Here is a 17895-nt window from a genome sequence, read left to right as displayed (position 1 = left end):
CTTACCCCTTGTCCCTGCACATCAGGCAGAATTCGGCAGGTTGCAGCATGACGCGACCTTCACCCGTTACACTGCCAACGTCCTCTCCAATTGCCTGCCAGCTGCCCGAGGGCAGATCGACCTGCCCCGCGTCGCGTCCCAGATTAAAGGCGCAGAACACCTCCTCGCTGGTGTTTTCGCGGCGGAACATCAGGATCGGGCCGACTTGCACCATCTCTGATTGCGCGCCCGCAGCCAGCGCCGGATGCGCATGTCGCAGAGCAATCGCGCGGCGATAGTGATGCAGCATGGATTGGTCGTCCGCCTCCATACGATCAACCGCACGTTCGGACTGCTCGGCGCTGACAGGTAACCATGGCTCGCCGGTGCTAAAGCCCGATTGTTCGGCCTGAGTTGCCCAGACCATCGGCGTCCGACACCCGTCGCGGCCTTTGAACTCCGGCCAGAACTCAACGCCATAGGGGTCTTGCAGGCGTTCGAAAGGCACGTCGGCCTCGGGCAGGCCCAGTTCCTCGCCTTGATACAGACAGGCCGAACCGCGTAGGCACATCATCAGAACCGCGTGTTGGCGCGTTGCTGCATCGCTGAGGTTCCAGCGGGAGGCATGGCGTTGAACATCATGGTTCGAGAACGCCCAACAAGGCCAAGCATCTCCGGCCTTGGCCTGAAGCTGGTCGAACACTTGTTTCGCGTAAGCTGCTGTCAGCGCGCGTTTTTCCAGGAACTCGAACGCGTAACACATGTGCATACGCGCGTCGCCCGAGGTGTATTCCCCCATTATCTCAAGCCCGCGCTGCGCGTCACCGACCTCACCCAGACAGGCGCGTCCTTCGAATTCGTTTGTCAGCGCCCTCAGTCGTTCAAGGAAGGTGATGTTTTCCGGCTGACTTTTGGAATAGAGGTGGTTCTGGTGGTTATACGGGTTCACTGCGGGCGCAATCGAGGCATTGCGTTCCTCAACCGGCAGCGCGGGGTTATCGCGCAATTGCTTGTCGTGGAAATAGAAGTTGATCGTGTCCAGGCGGAAACCATCGACCCCCATCTCGAGCCAGAACCGGGCTACGTCCAGCAGCGCGTCCTGCACCTGTTCACAGTGGAAGTTCAGGTCCGGCTGCGATGTCAGGAAGTTGTGCAGGTAGTATTGCAGTCGGCGCGGGTCCCACTGCCAGGCAGATCCTCCGAAGATCGACAACCAGTTGTTCGGCGGCGTCCCATCGGGTTTGGGGTCGGCCCAGACGTACCAATCGGACTTCGGATTGTCTGTTGAAGCACGGCTCTCGGTAAACCACGGGTGTTGATCCGAAGTATGAGACAACACCAGATCAATCATCACTTTCAGACCCTTCGCGTGGGCCTGACCCAGTAGCTCTTGGAAATCCTCAAGCGAGCCGAACATCGGATCGACATCACGATAATCGCTCACGTCATAGCCGAAATCCTTCATCGGCGACTTGAAGAAAGGCGAAATCCAGATCGCATCGACGCCGAGCGAGGCGATATAGTCGAGCCGTTGGGTGATCCCTTTCAGGTCACCAATCCCGTCGCCATTGCTGTCCTGAAAGCTGCGCGGATAGATCTGGTAGATCACTCCGCCCCGCCACCAGTCTGACGGTGCTTTGGTTGAGTTGGATAGGTCTACGGAGTTTTGCACGTTCATCAGACGCCTCTATTTGACGGATCCGGCCAACAGGCCCCGGACCAGGTATTTTTGCATTGCGAAGAACACGACCAGCGGCACAAAGATCGACACAAAGGCCGCCGTCGCGAGGATTTCCCAGTTGCCGCCTCGTGTGCCTAAAAGCTCGACGATGCGGTTGGTCATCACTGTGGTCTGGCCGGTCGCGTCGATCAGGAAGACCTTAGCGACCAGAAGGTCGTTCCATGTCCACAGAAACTGAAAGATCGCGAAAGAGGCCAGCGCGGGGAAGCTGAGTGGCAGGATCAGCTTGGTGAAGATCTGAAACTCCGTCGCGCCATCGACACGGGCGTTCTCGATCAAATCCCGCGGCAACCCGGCCATGTAGTTGCGCAGCAGGTAAATCGCCAGTGGCATACCAAAGCCAGTATGGGCCAGCCAGACGCCAAGATAGCCTTTCCCGATCCCGATATTCAGGTGGAATTTCAACAGCGGGATCAACGCCAGTTGTAAGGGCACAACCAACAGTCCAACGACGGCCGCGATCAGCAGTGCACGGCCTGGAAACTCCATCCACGCCAGAGCATAAGCTGCGAAGGCCGCGACGAGGATCGGGATGATTGTCGCGGGGATCGTCACCGTTAGCGTGTTGAAAAACGCTTTGGCCATACTGTCGGAACTGCTTTGATCCAGCAGGACCTTTCTGTAGTTGTCCAAGGTGAATTCCGGCGGCAATTCGGCCGTGACGAACACGCGCGCGCCTCGGTTTCCGGTGAACTCCTCGCTGTTCTCCATCCTGTATGCGCCGTCAGCGTCAACGGTGATCGTGCCGCCTCGACGCAGCTCGGCAGTGTCGCCGGGGACAAAGGCGTCAACCTCACGGGCACTGATACCCCAGTTCGAGATCTTGACCTGCTCGTCGTCCCCGAAAAGCCGGCCTTCGATCACGTAGAGGCCGTTCTCCAGCACCTGCGTTTCAGGTGCGGCGCTGCGTAGGGTCAGGTTCTGCTCGGACGGAAAGATCGACCGCCACCAGCCACTTCCCGAGATCTGATCCGCAGTCCGGAAAGATGAAATCAGCAGGCCGAGGGTCGGAATCACCCAAAGCGCCACCAGAAAGACAACCGAGACATGGACGACCCAGCGCAGTGCCGGTTTGGTTCCTGCAATATCGCTCATGGCCTCACTCCATTTCCTTGCGCGCATTGCGCACGTTCCAGATCAGGATCGGAGTGACCAGCAACATGATCACCATGGCCGAGGCCGACCCTACCCCCCAATCATTGGCGCGGAACAGCTTGTCGTACATGTAGTTGGCCAGCACCTGCGTCTCCCATTGACCGTTGGTCATGGCAAAGACGATGTCGAAGACCTTGAGAACTGTGATTGTGATCGTCGTCCAAACCACCAGAATGGTTGTCTTGATTTGAGGCACTTTGATCTTGAAGAAAATCTGGAACGGGTTGGCACCGTCCAGAATGGCGGCCTCGACCGTTTCCTCGGGGATGCCGCGCAAGGCAGCCGACAGGATCACCATGGCAAATCCGGTCTGAATCCAAACCAGAACAATCATTAGGAAGAAACTGTTCCAAAACGGAACGGTCAGCCACGTTTGCGGCTCAGTCCCGCCGAAAAAGATATAGAGGGCGTTTAGGATACCGATCTGATCTTGTTCCGCCGGGCGCGCGTCATAAACCAGTTTCCAGATCACCGAGGCCCCCACGAAGGAAATCGCCATCGGCATGAAGATCAGCGATTTGGCGAAATTACCCCAGCGGATGCGATCGGTCAGCTGCGCCACGAGCAGACCAAAACCGGTCGACATCGCGGGCACCACGATGAGCCAGAACATATTGTTGCGCATGGCTTCCCAGAACTTCGGCTCAGCCGCCATCTGGGTGTAGTTGTCCAGACCAACCCATCTATACCCGCCGCCAGGCACGCGCTCCGTGAGTGAAAGGCGCAAAGTCTCAACCACCGGATAGGCCAGATAGAGGCCAAGCGCCGCCAGCGCGGGGAACAGGAACAGCCAGGGTCGGATCATGTTCGCGCGGTTAATATTGCGCCCTGCGTTCGGCCCGCGCGGCGGGAACAGGACTTTGTCCAGGAATTGGTTCGAGAGATAGAAGTAGCCCACGCAACCCGACACACCGATGATGATGGTCAGCAGGCCCTGAAGTGCCGGTGTCATGATGCCCTCGTCGGTTTGGAAACGGGGCGGCCAAAAAGCCGCCCCATAACGTCAGTTACTTCGCGGCATCCCATGACGACTGGATTTCGCCCGCAACAGTGGCCGCGTCCTTCGCGCCCGAGGAATAGTCGACCATTCCTGTCCAGAACGTGCCCGCACCGACTGCGCCCGGCATCAAGTCTGAGCCGTCAAAGCGGAACGTGGTGGCGTTGGTCAGAATCTCACCCTGACCGCGCTGTGTGTCATTGGCATAGTTTTCCGGGTTTGCCCCCAGATGCGGCGTCAGGAACCCGTCCTGAGACATCATGATCTCATGCGCAAACGGGGTCTTGAGGAACTCCATGAACACTTCAGTCGCAGGGCTCGGGTTCGTGATAGTGAACAGGGTGCCCGCGCCCAAAACGGGAGTGCCCAAATCCTTCTCGGCATAGGCCGGGAAATAGAAGAAATCGGCATCCACGCCCAGCTCTGTCCCTTCCGGGAAATAGGCCGGAATGAATGAGGCCTGGCGGTGCATCATGCAAGCAGGCGGGCTGTCAAACAGGCCCTTGGGGCTGTCGCGGAAATCGATTGCAGCCGTGTCATCTGCGTTCCCAACCACATAGTCGTCATTGCGGGTAAAGCTGCCATATTCCTCGATCGCGGCAATCACGCGCGGGTCGTCGAACTTCATCTCATTCGACACCCACTGGTCGTAAACCTCTGGCGATTGCGTGCGCAGCATCAGGTCCTCAACCCAATCCGTTGCGGGCCAACCGGTCGCGCCACCGGATGCGAGGCCGACACAGAGCGGCGTCTCACCATCTTCGACCATCTGATCCATAAGCGCTTTGAACTCTTCCATGGTCTGCGGGACCTCATAGCCGAAGTCCTCGAAATTCTCGGGGATGTACCAGACCAGAGACTTGACGTTCACGTTGAAGAAGAAGCCGTAGAAGTCCTTGGCTCCGTCTGCGTTTTCAAACGTTCCCAGATCGACCCAAGATTGACCGGCGGCGAAATTGTTCTTAATCCAGTCTGCCGATCCTTCGGCAAGCGGCGTCAGATAGCCGTTCTTGGCCATGTTCGCCGCAAGGCCGGGCTGCGGGAAAACCGTCAGGTTCGGCGCTGATCCTGCCGCCGCGTCGATTAAAATCTGCTGTTCCAGCGAGTCCGAGCCGACATAGCTGGAGTTTGCGCCTGTTGCCTCATCGAAATAGGCGACCAGGTTTTCGAAGGATTGCCCCTCACCCGCAAGCCAGGGGCCGAAAATGGTCAGGTCCTGACCGCTCAGATCATGAGCGTCTGCAAAGGCCTGGAACCCATCCCAGTCAAAGCCGCCCTCTCCAACGGAGTGGATCATTTGACCCTGTGCGTGAACAGCCCCGGCAGTCAGGGCAAACGTGGCCACACCTGCGTACAGCGTGCGTTTCATGAAATCTCCTCCCAATACTCTCCAGCGCCTTCGCTTCACGTTTTTCAAAGCGCTTTGAATGATTATTGTTATCCGCTAACATTTTTACTCTGTCAATGAGTCGTATTTTCGAATAAGTCAGAAAAACATGCTTGTCTGTTATCACAACAGGTTGGCCGGCGCACAAAACAGGACCTCACCAGTAAAGCCTTCGATTTGAAGGCGCTTTGACTACCTATGAACCTCAAGCAGCTCTCTGAAACACTGGGTCTTTCGCAAACCACGGTCAGCCGGGCGCTGAACGGCTACCCTGAGGTCAACGCTGAAACACGTCTGAGGGTTGAGGCTGCAGCGGCCAAACATGGCTACCGCCCCAACAGTCGCGCTAAGGGGTTGGCGACCGGCAAGTCCATGGTCATCGGTCACGTCATCCCCAGCTCATCAAGGCATGAAATGGTGAACCCGATCTTCGGCGATTTCGTCGCCGGAGCGTCAAAAACCTATGCCGAGCATGGCTATGACATGATGTTCACCAACGCGGATGACACCTCGATCGAGGCGGCCTATCGAAATCTGTTTCAACGCGGGGCGGTCGATGGTGTCGTGCTGCAGGGTCCCAAAGTCAACGAGCCAAGGATCGAGGTTCTGACGCGGATGGCGGTGCCGTTCATCGTTCATGGCCGCTCAACCGGCGTGCAGGCCGAATATGACTGGATTGATGTGAACAACAAAAGTTCGTTCCAGCGCGCGACGCAGTTTCTGATTGATCTGGGCCACCGTCGCATCGCCCTGATCAACGGGCTGGAGGATATGGACTTTGCCCAACGCCGTCGCGCCGGATATTTGGACGCTCTGAAGCAGGCCGGCTTGACGCCGGATGCCGCCTTGATGCGCAGCGCCGAAATGACTGAGGTTTATGGCCACCGGGAAACCCATCAGATGCTGCAGATCGAGGAGCCTCCGACCGCGATTCTGGCCTCGTCGATGATCACAGCCATTGGTGTGCGTCGCGCGCTGGAAGAAGCCGGGCTGCAGATGGGGCGGGATATTTCGGTCATCGCCCATGACGATGATCTTTCCTATCTTAAAAACGGACAGGATGTGCCGATCTTCACTGCAACCCGATCCTCGGTTCGGGACGCTGGCGAAATGGCCGCCGAGATGCTGATCCAGCGGATCAAATCTCCGGCTGCGCCAGTGCAAATGAGGTTGCTTGAGGCCGAGCTGGTCGTCGGGCGGTCAACCGGGCCTGCGCCTACTGGGGTTCGATGATGAAATACACACGCAAAGACTTCCCCGACGATTTTCTATTCGGCGTCGCTACATCCGCCTACCAGATTGAAGGCCATGCACAGGGCGGTGCGGGTCGGACGCATTGGGACAGTTTCGCGGCCACACCCGGCAATGTCGTTGGCGGGGAAAATGGCGCACTCGCCTGCGATCACCTGAATCGGTTCGAGGAAGATTTTGATCTGGTTCAGGATGCAGGGTTTGATTGCTACCGCTTTTCAACCAGTTGGGCGCGCGTGCTGCCCGAAGGTCGTGGGTCGATCAACCAAGCTGGGCTCGACTATTACGACCGCCTGGCGGACGCGCTGCTTGAACGTGGCATCCGCCCTTGTGCCACGCTCTACCACTGGGAGCTACCTTCGGCGCTGGCCGATCTGGGGGGCTGGTGCAATCGGGATATCGCCGGGTGGTTCGCCGATTTCACCCAAGTGATCATGGGCCGGATCGGAGACCGCATGTATTCGGTCGCGCCGATCAACGAGCCGTGGTGCGTCAGTTGGCTCAGCCATTTCGAAGGCCACCACGCGCCGGGTTTGCGTGATATTCGCGCGGCTGCACGTGCGATGCATCATGTTCTTCTGGCCCATGGCAGCGCCATTCAGACAATGCGCAGCCTCGGCATGTCCAATCTGGGCGCTGTCTTCAACCTTGAATGGGCTGAACCTGCGGATGACAGCGCCGCCGCACAGCAAGCGGCCGCACTCTATGACGGGATCTATAACCGGTTCTTTTTGGGCGGCGTGTTCAAAAAAGCCTATCCCGACAACGTGCTGGAGGGACTGGAGCCTCATTTGCCCGAGGGTTGGCAAGATGATTTCGACACAATCGGGGCACCGGTCGATTGGTGCGGCTTGAACTACTACACCCGCAAGCTGATCACCTCGGCAGACAGTGCATGGCCAAGCCTGACCGAAGTGCCCGGCCCTCTGCCCAAGACCCAGATGGGTTGGGAGATCGACCCCGACGCCCTGACCCGTTTCCTGAAAAGAACCGCAGAAGACTATACCGGTGATCTTCCGATCTATGTTACAGAGAACGGCATGGCGAGCGCCGAGCGCCAGCAGGATGATGAGCGCATCGCCTATCTGGACGATCACTTGACGGCGGTGCAACAGGCTTTGGCTGCGGATGTTCCCGTGAAGGGGTACTTCATCTGGTCTTTGCTGGATAACTACGAATGGGCCTATGGCTATGAAAAACGGTTTGGATTGGTAGACGTGGATTTTGAGACGCTGAACCGTAGGCCCAAAGCCTCCTTCGCGGCTGTAAAGGCCGCACTTTCCAAGGGCTCTACCGAACGACAGGCCTATCGCCAGCCGTCTGGCTCTTTGCGACCACATTGGACATTGGTGGCCGATATAGGCGGTACGAATACGCGTCTGGGCATTGTCTCTGATGGTAAGCTGACCGCATTGCACAAACACCCGACGGGCACCCTGCCCGATCTGCTGGACGCGTTGCATCATATACGCGATGAAATTGGCACCGCGCCACAAGCCGTGGTCGCGGCTGGGGCCGGACCGGTGCGCGACGGGCGCATCCAACTGACCAACGCGAATCTGGACCTGTCCGATGAGGCGCTGGCCAAGGCGACAGGGGCCGCCAACACCTATGTGATCAATGACTTCACCGCAGCAGCGTGGTCCGTGGCCGAAGTGACAGAAGCTGAGGTATCAGTACTGCAAGGCTCTGCCACTCCGCCGATGGGTACGCGATTGGTCGTGGGGCCTGGAACCGGTTTGGGTGTCGGCGCGCTGCTCCATTCGGAAGGGCATTTCCACACCGTGTCAGGCGAAGGCGGCCATGTGGGCCTGTCCCCGCGCACGCGGGATGAAGTCGATATCTTCGACGCCGCGCGCCATCTGGCACCCGAGTGCTTTTTCGACAACAGCCTCGTGCTTGAGGCTGAGATGTTCCTCAGCGGAACTGGCTTGCCAATCCTGTATCAGGCAGCAGGCATGGCGGCTGAGCAAGCTCAGCCTCCGGTTCGCACCGCCCGAGATATTCTGCAGGACGCACGCGACGGCAAGGATCCGATCGCCGTTCGCACCGCAGATTTGTTCATCAGCCATCTGGGTGCGTTGATGGGTGACATGGCCGTCACAGTGATGCCTGCCGGTGGCGTCTTCCTTGTTGGTGGCGTAGCCGAGAAAAACCGCTGGATGTTTGGCGAAGCCTTCCGCAACGCGTTCAATGCAGGTGGACGTTTCAGCGAGTTGCGGCAGTCGATGAACCTTTATATCTCGGAACAGGCCGAATTTGGCATTGTTGGCGCTAACAACTTCTGTAAAAATGCGCTTCAGCGATAACTGAGCGTATTTTGGAAGAGGATGTGGGATGATCCTGTGTTGCGGAGAAGCCCTGATCGACATGATTGCCGTACCGACCCTGTCCGGGCGGGACGGTTTCGTTCCCCATTCCGGCGGAGCTATATTTAATACCTCTATCGCTTTGGGCAGGTTGGGCGCGCCCGTTGGGCTGCTGACTGGCCTGTCCTCGGATATGTTCGGGCAGCAATTGGCCGGTGACCTGCGCGCCAGCCATGTGGACACAACACATGTGATTGCCTCGGACAGGCCGACCACGCTGGCTTTCGTTCAACTGAAGGACGGTCACGCCACATACACGTTTGTCGATGAAAACACTGCGGGTCGGATGCTACGGGCCGAGGATATGCCGCGCCAACTCGCCGCTGTTTCAGCGCTGTATTTTGGTGGCATCAGCCTTGCCTGTGAGCCTTGCGCGGATGCCTATGCCGCGATGCTGGCGCAACATGGCGCGAATTGTGCTGTGATGTTGGACCCCAATATCCGACCCGGTTTCATACAGGATCAGACCCTCTACCGCACGCGTTTGAACCAGATGATCGAACAGGCCGATATCGTCAAAGTCTCGGATGAGGATCTGGATTGGATCATCCCCGGCCCGGAAGGCCACGATCAGAAAGTCCCTTTGCTGTTTCAAGCAGGCCCCTCCGCCGTCATCGTCACCCGTGGGAGTGAGGGTGCCTCGGGTTATCTGGCCAACGGCACGGTGGTCTCAGTCCCTGTCAAACCGGTGCAAGTTGTTGATACGGTCGGCGCGGGGGACACGTTCAATGCAGGGGTTCTGGCCTCGCTGGAACGGGCTGGCCAACTGACAAAGCCCGGCATGAAAGCAATGTCCCCGGATGCGCTAAGCGACGCTTTGACCTTGGGCGCAGAGGTGGCTGCCGTAACCGTCTCGCGTGCCGGAGCCAACCCGCCCTGGTCGCATGAATTATAGCCTTACGAAGAGTCCGAGATGAAACGATCCGAAATCAACCGTATCAAGACCGAAGCCCAGGCATTTATCAGTTCATTTGGTGCCGTTCTGCCACCTTTCGCAGATTGGACGCCTGAGCAGATGCGTAGCGACGATGCCGACAGCATCCGTGCCCATGGGCTAGGCTGGGATATCACCGACTACGGTCAAGGCAAGTTCGATGAGCTTGGGTTGTTCCTGTTCACCCTGCGCAACGGCAACGTCAGCGATCTGAGTCGAGGGCGAGGTATGCTCTATGCCGAAAAGCTGCTGATCTCTCGCGACAAACAGCTGTCGCCGATGCATCGCCATATCGTCAAAGCCGAGGACATCATCAACCGTGGGGGCGGCGATCTGGTTATGGAAATCTATGCGTCGGACCCCGATGGCGGTATCGACCGCGATAACGCGGTCACCGTTCCAAGCGATGCCTGCCCTGTCACCATACAGCCCGGAGAGCATCTGCGCCTGAAGCCAGGTCAGAGCGTGACCTTGATGCCCGGCATCTGGCACGCCTTCTGGGCAGAACGCGGGGATTGCTTGATTGGCGAGGTTTCAACCGTAAATGACGACCGCACGGACAACGTATTCGAAGACCCTATCCCTCGCTTTGCAACAATCGAAGAAGATGCAGCGCCGGATTTCCTGTTGGTTGCCGATTACTGACTTCATCTGGAATTTCACGCTTGCCTTTTCTGATTATTTTTGTCAATTAACAGCCGACCCAGTCAGATTCCGTTGGAAACATCGCCCGGTCCCATTTTTGCGACCGAAAGATAACCTGACATGCGAAAATCCCTCGCCGACCTGTTGGCCATGGACGCCGTTGCCAGCCGCTATGGCTGCGCATTGAAACCAAAACTGAGGCAGGCGATCGAGGCTGATCTCACTTTTCCAGCTCGCGCCGCATCACCGCGCCCTGAAACGCCGGTTGATCCCAACACACTTCCGTTAAACGTCTACCCATTGGTTGCGAAAGCCCTAGACCCCAAAAGGGAACGCGCATGAAACACTCGGCATCCGACCACACATTGCCATTCACCGATTTTGACGGTTTCGAACGCGGTTTGCTGCCTGTCATTCGGCACTTCATCCTTAGCTTCACCGAGCCGGAAAAGCAGGCTTGGCAACATGCTTTCACGGTTGCAACCGAACGCTGGGGGCGCGATCAGGGGCTGGTTCTGGCGCAGATGGTCTTCAAAGTCATCAAGGCCACGTTATACATCCGGCCTAGGGGACTAGCCTTCAACGACCCGTTTAGTGTTGAGACGCGGCACGAGCTGACATGTGACGAGTACGCCCTGCTGCGGATGCTGCATCACATGCGCCGCGACGAAACCCCGGCGGCACGCGATGCCTTGAACGAATTGACCGGAGGCTACCCGGACGCGCACCTGATACAGGCCGGTTTGACCCTAGCCAGCCAGTTCCCAACAAATGGCGCCGGACCGGGCCAACCCGCCCGCAGGCCGACCTTACGCGTGGTCCCTTAGCGCGATTCCTGCGCTTGACAATAGGAGCGTGAGCAGACTAGCTGCTTTCGATGGTTCCCGACGGCCTGTGCCTTAGGGATGAAAATGGGAATACGGTGCGGCCCAAAGGCCAATGCCGTGACTGCCCCCGCAACTGTAAGCGGAGAGCGACGCCACAAAACCACTGGCCCCTAAGGTCGGGAAGGTTGGCCGAGCAATGACCCGCAAGTCAGGAGACCTGCCATCACAGATTAACCAACCCGGGGCGGGGTGTCCCGGAAGGAGGCTCGATGGCACATCTGCGTGCTGATGCAACTCATGGCTTTTGCCTTCAATCGGCTTTTGTTCAAGTCGGCGACGCGTGCCATGGCTGATCATTTCGTCCTGATATGCGGCACCTGCAAAGGGCCGATCCCTCCGCACGAGGCGAAGGAAGCGCTGGACGGCCAGCTGCCCGAGGGGTTCTCGACACGTCTGATCGACTGTATGGCCGGGTGCGACCGCCCGATGACAGTCGGGCTGCAGGCCAAGGGCAAGGCACAATACCTGTTCGGCGACATTCAATCCCCTGCCGATCTGAGCGCATTGGCCGAGTTCGCCCATCAGTTTCGGGACAGCAAGGATGGTTGGACCAGCGCCTCGACCCGTCCTTTGGCGCTCTACACCAAAACCCTGTCGCGCTTGCCCTGCCTGCCACCGGAGGACACGGCATGAGCTTTCTGGTCGCTGAAAATCTGGAATACTACGCCCTGAACGGCGATGTTCTGCTCCGCGACACCTCGTTTACCCTTGAGGAAGGCGCGATCCTGGCCGTCGCTGGCCCGAACGGGGCGGGCAAAACGACGCTGCTCAACCTCTTGTGCGGTGTCGCAAAGCTGGCTTTAGGCGATGTGCGCATTCAAGGCCAAAGCCTGCGGAAACTGTCATCACTGGAGCGGGCCAGACGGATTGCCGTTGTCGGCCAGCAAGAAATGCCCGACGGGCGGCTGCAACTGCGCGACTATGTGGCCCTTGGGCAAATCCCGATCAGGGCCGACAAATCCGCCGAAGCTCTTGAGACGGACCTGCAGCGCGTATTAGACACCACCGAACTGTCCCATCTGGCTGGCAAACAGATGGCAAAACTGTCGGGCGGAGAGCGCCAGCGCGCCCATATCGCACGGGCGTTGGCGCAGAACCCCTCGCTGCTGTTTTTGGACGAACCGACCAACCACCTGGATCCGGATGCCAAAGGGCACATGCTGTCTCTGGTGGCCGAGTTGGGTGTGACGGTTGTAATGATCGTCCACGATCTGGTCATGATCCCCGAATTCGCCAGCCACGTCGCCCTGATGAAGAACGCACAGCTTACGGCCTTCGGCCCGGTCGCCGAGGTTCTGACCCCAGACCGCGTGCGCGAGACTTTTGGTGTTGACTATTTGTGTTTCCAGCACGAAGGACGCGTGATCCCCGCGCTGGACATCCGAAAACGAAAGCTTTCGTCTTAACAGGAGAGATTGATGAAACTGAAACTCTTGTCCGCTGCGGTCCTAAGCGCGCTGGCGGGCGGCGCTGCCGCGCAAGAGGTCACCGTCGACAATTGCGGTGAACCTCTGGTGTTCGACAGCAAGCCCGAGCGGATCGTGGTTCATGACATGAACATGACCGACATGGCCTTTGCGCTGGGTCTTCAAGACAGCATCGTTGGCCTGACCGGCATCACCGGCTGGTACAAAACTAGCCCAGATTTCGACGCGCAGCGCGGTGACATTCCCGAGCTCGCTCCGAAATACCCGACGGTCGAGAACCTCGTTGCGGTCGAACCCGACATGTTCTTCGCCGGTTGGTACTACGGCATGAAACCCGGCGGTGACGTCACCCCCGACACGCTGGAGCCCTTTGGCATCAAGACCATGGTGCTGACTGAAAGCTGCATTCACCTGAACACAGACCGTCCCGAAGCCAGCATGGACCTGCTGTTTGATGACGTTCTGCGTCTCGGCACGGTCATGCATGTCGAACACAAGGCGAACGCGCTGGTCTCGGGCTGGAAAGACCAACTGGCCGCGATCGAGGCCAAAACCGCCGATCTGGAAAAACCCCGCGTCTTCCTGCTGGACGGCCCGGCCGATGCGCCCTTTACCGCAGGCAAATATGCCATTCCCGACGCGATGATCGCAGCGGCTGGCGGCGTCAACGTTACCCATGACATGGACACTAGCTGGGGCCGCACCTCGTGGGAGGCTGTCGCCGCCTCGAACCCCGAATTCCTTGTCCTGCTGGACTATCAAACCGGCAACGGCGCGGCGGATACCTTCAAGTTCCTGCAGGAACACCCGGTGATGTCGCAGACCGATGCAGTCAAGAACGAGCGCTGGATCGGCCTGCGTTACGAAGAGCTGACACCGGGACCGGCAAACATCGAAGCGATCGAGAAGATGGCAACGGCGATGCACCGGGGAAACAGTTGAGATGACGAAAACGGGCCAAGCGGTCCTGCTGGGGGCGGTCATTCTGACCGCCCTTTTGCTGCTGTCGACGATCTACGGCACCACCCCGATCCCCTTGGCCGAGGTTTTCACCGCGATTGGGCTGGGTACTGGCGTGACTGAGGGCGACATGTCCCCTCTGCACCGGATCGTCTTTGACCTGCGCCTGCCCCGCGCGTTGTTTGCGGCTGTGATTGGGGCCGGGCTGGGTGTTGTCGGGGTCGTTTTACAGACGACAACGCGCAATGATCTGGCTGACCCGTTTTTGTTTGGCCTCTCGTCCGGGGCCGCTGCAGGTGCCGTTCTGGTCATCACTGTGACAGGCGATGTTCTGGGCATCTGGACCCTGCCACTTGCGGCCTTTTGCGGAGGCCTGATCGCTTCCGGCATTGTTCTGGCCCTGGTTCAAAGCCTGCGCACCAGCGCTCCGGAAAAGCTGATCCTTGCAGGCCTGGCTGTATCTTTCCTGTTTTCGGCCATCACCAACTATCTGATTTTCGCGGGCGACAGCCGCGCCGCGCATTCCGTCATTTTCTGGATGCTAGGCGGCCTTGGTCTGGCCCGGTGGGAGACCTTTCCACTTGTCGTGCTAGGGCTGACCCTGATCCTAGGCTATTCCCTCTATCGCAGCCGCTGGCTCGACGCGCTTCTGACGGGGGATTTCACGGCCTCGACGCTGGGCATTCCAGTACAAGGCCTGCGATTCCGGATGTTTCTGGTCGCGGCCTTGGCCACTGCCAGCTTTGTATCGGTGGCAGGCGTGATCGGGTTTGTTGGCCTGATGGTTCCGCATATCGCCCGAGGCATCGCCGGAACGCTCCACCGCAATCTCTTGATCACATCCGCCGTCGTCGGGGCCATCCTGCTGACACTATCAGACATTCTGTCCCGGCTACTTCTGGCCCCGCAGGAGCTGCCGGTGGGGATCGTCACAACCTCGATCGGGTCGCTGTTTGTATTCCTCTACCTGTTCAAATCCTCACGGTCTGACTAGCTGGGCTTTCATGCCAGGTTTTGCCGACGTTCAAGCCAGCTCCCCAGCTCTTTTTCCGCCGAAAAGATGCTCTCACGATTCAGTATCTGAGAGGTCATGGCCTTTGAGACCGCCCGGACACGCTTGTTGATTGCGATATCGCTGCCATCCACCGGCAGATCACCCACATCCAGCTTTTCATAGATCGACAGCAGTCGGTTCTGGACCGTCCTCAGGGCCAGCTTGCGACGCAGCGCGATGGTCTTATCGGGCAAACCAAGGGCGAGATCGGATAGGATTGCCAACTCAACCTCCGTCAGCGCCTCACCCGAGCGGCTCTGTTCGCGTTGGATCTGGTGGATTTCCCGGTCCACCATGATCTGCGCCTCGATCAGAACGGCGCGCAGGGCCAGATGCATTCGTGAGGGGCTGGCCGTCTTCAAAACATAACCATAGGCGGCCTCCTTCGGAACGATCCGCGCAATGCCGCGCAGATAGGCCTCGTCAGAATAGTTGGACCAAAACAGAATGCGGGTCGCGGGGCGTTCTGACCAAATCGTGCGCGCGGCCTCAATCCCATTGCGCTCTTTCATGCGCAGGTCCATGACAATGGCCTCAACTCCATTCTGTCGGGCTTGTTCCTCCCCTTCCCGACCGTTCGAGGCGAGGCTCAGATCGGTCACCTCAGGCAAGGCATCCTGAACCAACTCTCGCAGGTAATTCGCATGCATGGCGTCGTCTTCGACCAGCAGAACCTTCATGCCAACACCTCGGTTTTCGGGCATTCAGAAGCCGGTAGGCAGACCGTAATCTCGGTCCCGCTATTGTAGCGGATCTCAAACTGCGCCGCGATCAGCCGGGCGCGGGTGCGCATATGCGTCAGCCCGCCCGAGGCCTGCCGGATTTCAATCGCTCCCATGCTGCGCCCATTGTCCCGCACGCGAAGGCGCAGCCCGTCCTGACATACAATCTCGACCTCGATCCGACTGGCCGAGGCGTGCCGGACCGCGTTGTTGATGGCCTCTTGTGCGATACGGAACAAGGCGATGCGCTTGGTTTGCGGCAGCCGGTCGACCATCCCGCCGGACAGGTCACGCACGTCAATCTCGACCCCTTCATCCGGGTCAATCGCGCGTTCAAGATGGGTCCGTACGGCATGCTGAAAGCCGAACAGCTCCAGCAGGGATGGAATCGAGGTGTCGATGATTTCACGCAGGCCCTGAATGCAGTTCCTCATACTGCTGCGCAGCCCATCCAAGTCCTGAGGCGTTTCGCACCGCTCCAAATCCCGGCTGATCCGCGTCATGTCGGCCAGAGTCTGATCGTGCAGATCCATCCCAATCCGTTGGCGTTCCAATTCTAGCGCGTCTGTCAGGCTGAGGGCCCCAAGCCGCAGCCCCTCTTCCCGCGCCTGCACCTCGGTCCGCATGATCGCCTCGCGCCGAGCCTGTTCATTCGCACGCAGAGCGTAGAAATACGGGGCCAGAATGTCGGCAATATTGCGAACTTGTTCGACGGCCTGTTCATCATAGAAATCAAGCTTTTGGGATGAACAATTCAACGACCCGATCGTGCGGCCCAGAACCTTCATCGCCACATTCACCCGGCTGCGCATATTGTGTTTGAGGATGGGATCATAGTCCCCTCCTTCGAACACATATCGCGGGTCCTCCGGCGCGTTTCCGGTCAACATGTAGTCGCAATCTCCCCGCAGGATATCGCGCACGGGCGAGACCTCGACCGGGGCGCGGGTGCGGCTCCAACTGGTGCGCAGGCCGACCTCATAGCTTGTGTTAAGCCGCCCTTCCTCGTCGATCAGGCAAACATCCAGATGGTCAATTTCCAGAATGCGCACGATCTCGGATTTGACCGACCGCAATGCGGATTTGATATCCAGATTGCCCGCCAGATGGTTCGAAATCCGCAAGTAATAGGCAAGATCGGCCATGTGTTCTCTTTCGCAGCGCCAGCCTGCCGCAACCGGCATGGGCGAGTATATCGACCAGCGGATCGAGTGTCATGCGGGTCGCCGCAGCCTATTTGCGGGAACCCGCAAGGAATGCGCGCGTCCTACTCTTACTTTGCGCGTGTCCTTTAGGAATTTTAGGCAAGTCGGCCCCGTCAGGCTGACACCAAAATCGTGCGGCGCTTGGGCCGCTTTGGGAGGAAAACATGACACTAAAGGCCATATTGCTCGGCGCTGCGGCCGGGATCATCACCCTGACAGCCCCGGCTGCCGAAGCGGATACATCCGACAAACGCATTGCTCTGTCCAATAACTATGCAGGCAATTCGTGGCGGCAAGCCATGCTGGAAAGCTGGCAGAAAAACGGAGATCAGGCCGTCGCGGATGGTGTTGTCGCCGCTGCTGACGCCTTTACGACCTCGGAAAATCAGGCCACCGAGCAGGCGGCTCAGATTCAGAACATGATCCTGCAAGGCTATGATGCGATCGTGATCAACGCCGCCTCACCCACCGCAATCAATGGCGCGGTCAAGGCTGCGTGCGATGCAGGTATCACGGTGGTGTCTTTCGACGGCATCGTTCAGGAACCTTGCGCGTGGCGCATCGCGGTCGACTTTCAGCAGATGGGGCGCGAGCAGGTGAAATACCTGGCCGAGCGCTATCCTGATGGCGGCAACCTACTGGAAATCCGCGGTCTGGCCGGAGTGTTCGTCGATGACGAGATCAGCGCTGGTATTCATGACGAGGTGAAGAACACCAAGTTCGAGATCGTTGGCTCGGTCCACGGGGATTGGGCGCAGGATGTGGCGCAAAAGGCCGTCGCCGGTATCCTGCCCAGCCTGCCCGAGATCGTGGGCGTCGTAACCCAGGGTGGTGACGGCTATGGGGCGGCGCAGGCCATCGGGGCCACGGATCGTCCAATGCCAACCATCGTGATGGGCAACCGTCAGGACGAACTTCAGTGGTGGTCGGATGAGCAGGACGCAAACGGATATCAGACAACCTCTCTGTCGATTGCTCCAGGCGTCAGCACGCTGGCCTTTTGGGTCGCCCAGCAGATTCTGGATGGGCAAGAGGTTCCGAAGGACCTGACCGTACCCTTCCTGAGAATCGATCAGGCAGATTTGAAGGACGCCCTAAAAACAACGCCCAAGGGCTCGGTCGCCAACGTGGAATACACGCAGGATCAGGCCAAAGACGTCATCGCGTCGGCCCAGTAAGCGC

16 protein-coding genes, 1 pseudogene and 1 riboswitch are annotated in these 17895 nt (G+C 58.7%); of the genes and pseudogenes, 11 read left to right on the top strand and 6 right to left on the bottom strand.

The window, feature by feature from the left end:
• Position 1: 1 nt before the first annotated feature.
• Genes ACP15L_RS18975 through ACP15L_RS18960 form a run of 4 tightly spaced genes read right to left on the bottom strand, consistent with a single transcriptional unit; the run spans position 2 to position 5241 of the window.
• On the bottom strand, positions 2 to 1657 hold the full coding sequence (locus ACP15L_RS18975) for an alpha-glucosidase (RefSeq protein WP_425085370.1): 1656 nt from the start codon (positions 1655 to 1657) through the stop codon (positions 2 to 4).
• A 9-nt stretch (positions 1658 to 1666) separates the two neighbouring features.
• Entirely contained in the window at positions 1667 to 2815 is a 1149-nt protein-coding gene (locus tag ACP15L_RS18970; RefSeq protein WP_425085369.1) for a carbohydrate ABC transporter permease, read from the bottom strand.
• A gap of 4 nt (positions 2816 to 2819) precedes the next feature.
• Positions 2820 to 3827: a carbohydrate ABC transporter permease gene (locus ACP15L_RS18965; RefSeq protein ID WP_170377422.1), complete on the bottom strand. Its 1008-nt coding sequence runs from the start codon at positions 3825 to 3827 to the stop codon at positions 2820 to 2822.
• A gap of 55 nt (positions 3828 to 3882) precedes the next feature.
• Positions 3883 to 5241 (bottom strand): ABC transporter substrate-binding protein, encoded by a 1359-nt coding sequence (locus tag ACP15L_RS18960; protein WP_425085368.1) that lies wholly within the window; start codon positions 5239 to 5241, stop codon positions 3883 to 3885.
• A 216-nt stretch (positions 5242 to 5457) separates the two neighbouring features.
• On the opposite strand from ACP15L_RS18960, the gene ACP15L_RS18955 reads away from it, so the two are divergent.
• From ACP15L_RS18955 to ACP15L_RS18910, 10 genes and pseudogenes are all read left to right on the top strand, one after another.
• Positions 5458 to 6492, top strand: a complete 1035-nt coding sequence (locus ACP15L_RS18955) for a LacI family DNA-binding transcriptional regulator (RefSeq protein ID WP_425085367.1) — start codon at positions 5458 to 5460, stop codon at positions 6490 to 6492.
• Positions 6492 to 7796: pseudogene (locus tag ACP15L_RS18950) on the top strand (GH1 family beta-glucosidase); the annotation flags it as partial. The gene ACP15L_RS18955 and the pseudogene ACP15L_RS18950, both read left to right, overlap by 1 nt.
• Positions 7797 to 7859: 63 nt before the next feature.
• Positions 7860 to 8819 carry a glucokinase gene (locus tag ACP15L_RS18945; RefSeq protein WP_425085397.1) on the top strand — a complete coding sequence of 320 codons (960 nt, stop codon included), beginning with the start codon at positions 7860 to 7862 and terminating at the stop codon, positions 8817 to 8819.
• A 28-nt stretch (positions 8820 to 8847) separates the two neighbouring features.
• A complete protein-coding gene (locus tag ACP15L_RS18940; protein WP_425085366.1) occupies positions 8848 to 9774 on the top strand; it encodes a carbohydrate kinase family protein in 927 nt (308 codons plus the stop codon).
• 18 nt (positions 9775 to 9792) lie between these two features.
• Positions 9793 to 10458, top strand: a complete 666-nt coding sequence (locus ACP15L_RS18935; protein ID WP_170708620.1) for a D-lyxose/D-mannose family sugar isomerase — start codon at positions 9793 to 9795, stop codon at positions 10456 to 10458.
• 338 nt (positions 10459 to 10796) lie between these two features.
• Complete coding sequence (locus ACP15L_RS18930) at positions 10797 to 11285, top strand: hypothetical protein (protein ID WP_425085365.1); 489 nt, start codon at positions 10797 to 10799, stop codon at positions 11283 to 11285.
• Positions 11286 to 11319: 34 nt separating this feature from the next.
• Positions 11320 to 11524: riboswitch (cobalamin riboswitch) on the top strand.
• Positions 11525 to 11630: 106 nt separating this feature from the next.
• Positions 11631 to 11978, top strand: coding sequence for a DUF1636 family protein (locus ACP15L_RS18925; protein WP_425085364.1), 348 nt, complete (start codon positions 11631 to 11633; stop codon positions 11976 to 11978).
• Positions 11975 to 12751, top strand: coding sequence for an ABC transporter ATP-binding protein (locus ACP15L_RS18920; RefSeq protein ID WP_425085363.1), 777 nt, complete (start codon positions 11975 to 11977; stop codon positions 12749 to 12751). The genes ACP15L_RS18925 and ACP15L_RS18920 overlap by 4 nt, the downstream gene beginning before the upstream one ends.
• A gap of 12 nt (positions 12752 to 12763) precedes the next feature.
• The gene (locus ACP15L_RS18915; protein ID WP_425085362.1) at positions 12764 to 13714 is read left to right on the top strand and encodes an ABC transporter substrate-binding protein; all 951 of its coding nucleotides are present in this window, start codon (positions 12764 to 12766) and stop codon (positions 13712 to 13714) included.
• Position 13715: 1 nt separating this feature from the next.
• Positions 13716 to 14726: an iron ABC transporter permease gene (locus ACP15L_RS18910; protein WP_170641305.1), complete on the top strand. Its 1011-nt coding sequence runs from the start codon at positions 13716 to 13718 to the stop codon at positions 14724 to 14726.
• Positions 14727 to 14734: 8 nt separating this feature from the next.
• Here ACP15L_RS18910 and ACP15L_RS18905 read toward each other — a convergent pair whose 3' ends face one another.
• Together ACP15L_RS18905 and ACP15L_RS18900 are read right to left on the bottom strand one after the other, a co-directional pair.
• Complete coding sequence (locus ACP15L_RS18905; protein WP_170641397.1) at positions 14735 to 15466, bottom strand: response regulator transcription factor; 732 nt, start codon at positions 15464 to 15466, stop codon at positions 14735 to 14737.
• A complete protein-coding gene (locus ACP15L_RS18900; protein ID WP_425085361.1) occupies positions 15463 to 16653 on the bottom strand; it encodes an ATP-binding protein in 1191 nt (396 codons plus the stop codon). Before ACP15L_RS18900 ends, ACP15L_RS18905 begins: the two co-directional genes overlap by 4 nt.
• A gap of 224 nt (positions 16654 to 16877) precedes the next feature.
• Between ACP15L_RS18900 and ACP15L_RS18895 the strand changes: the two genes are divergently transcribed.
• Complete coding sequence (locus ACP15L_RS18895) at positions 16878 to 17891, top strand: substrate-binding domain-containing protein (RefSeq protein ID WP_170555064.1); 1014 nt, start codon at positions 16878 to 16880, stop codon at positions 17889 to 17891.
• The last annotated feature ends 4 nt before the right edge of the window (positions 17892 to 17895 follow it).

The sequence above is a fragment of the Ruegeria profundi genome, from assembly GCF_049800715.1.
Lineage (GTDB): Bacteria > Pseudomonadota > Alphaproteobacteria > Rhodobacterales > Rhodobacteraceae > Ruegeria > Ruegeria profundi_A.
This window is presented reverse-complemented; position numbering and strand designations above follow the sequence as displayed.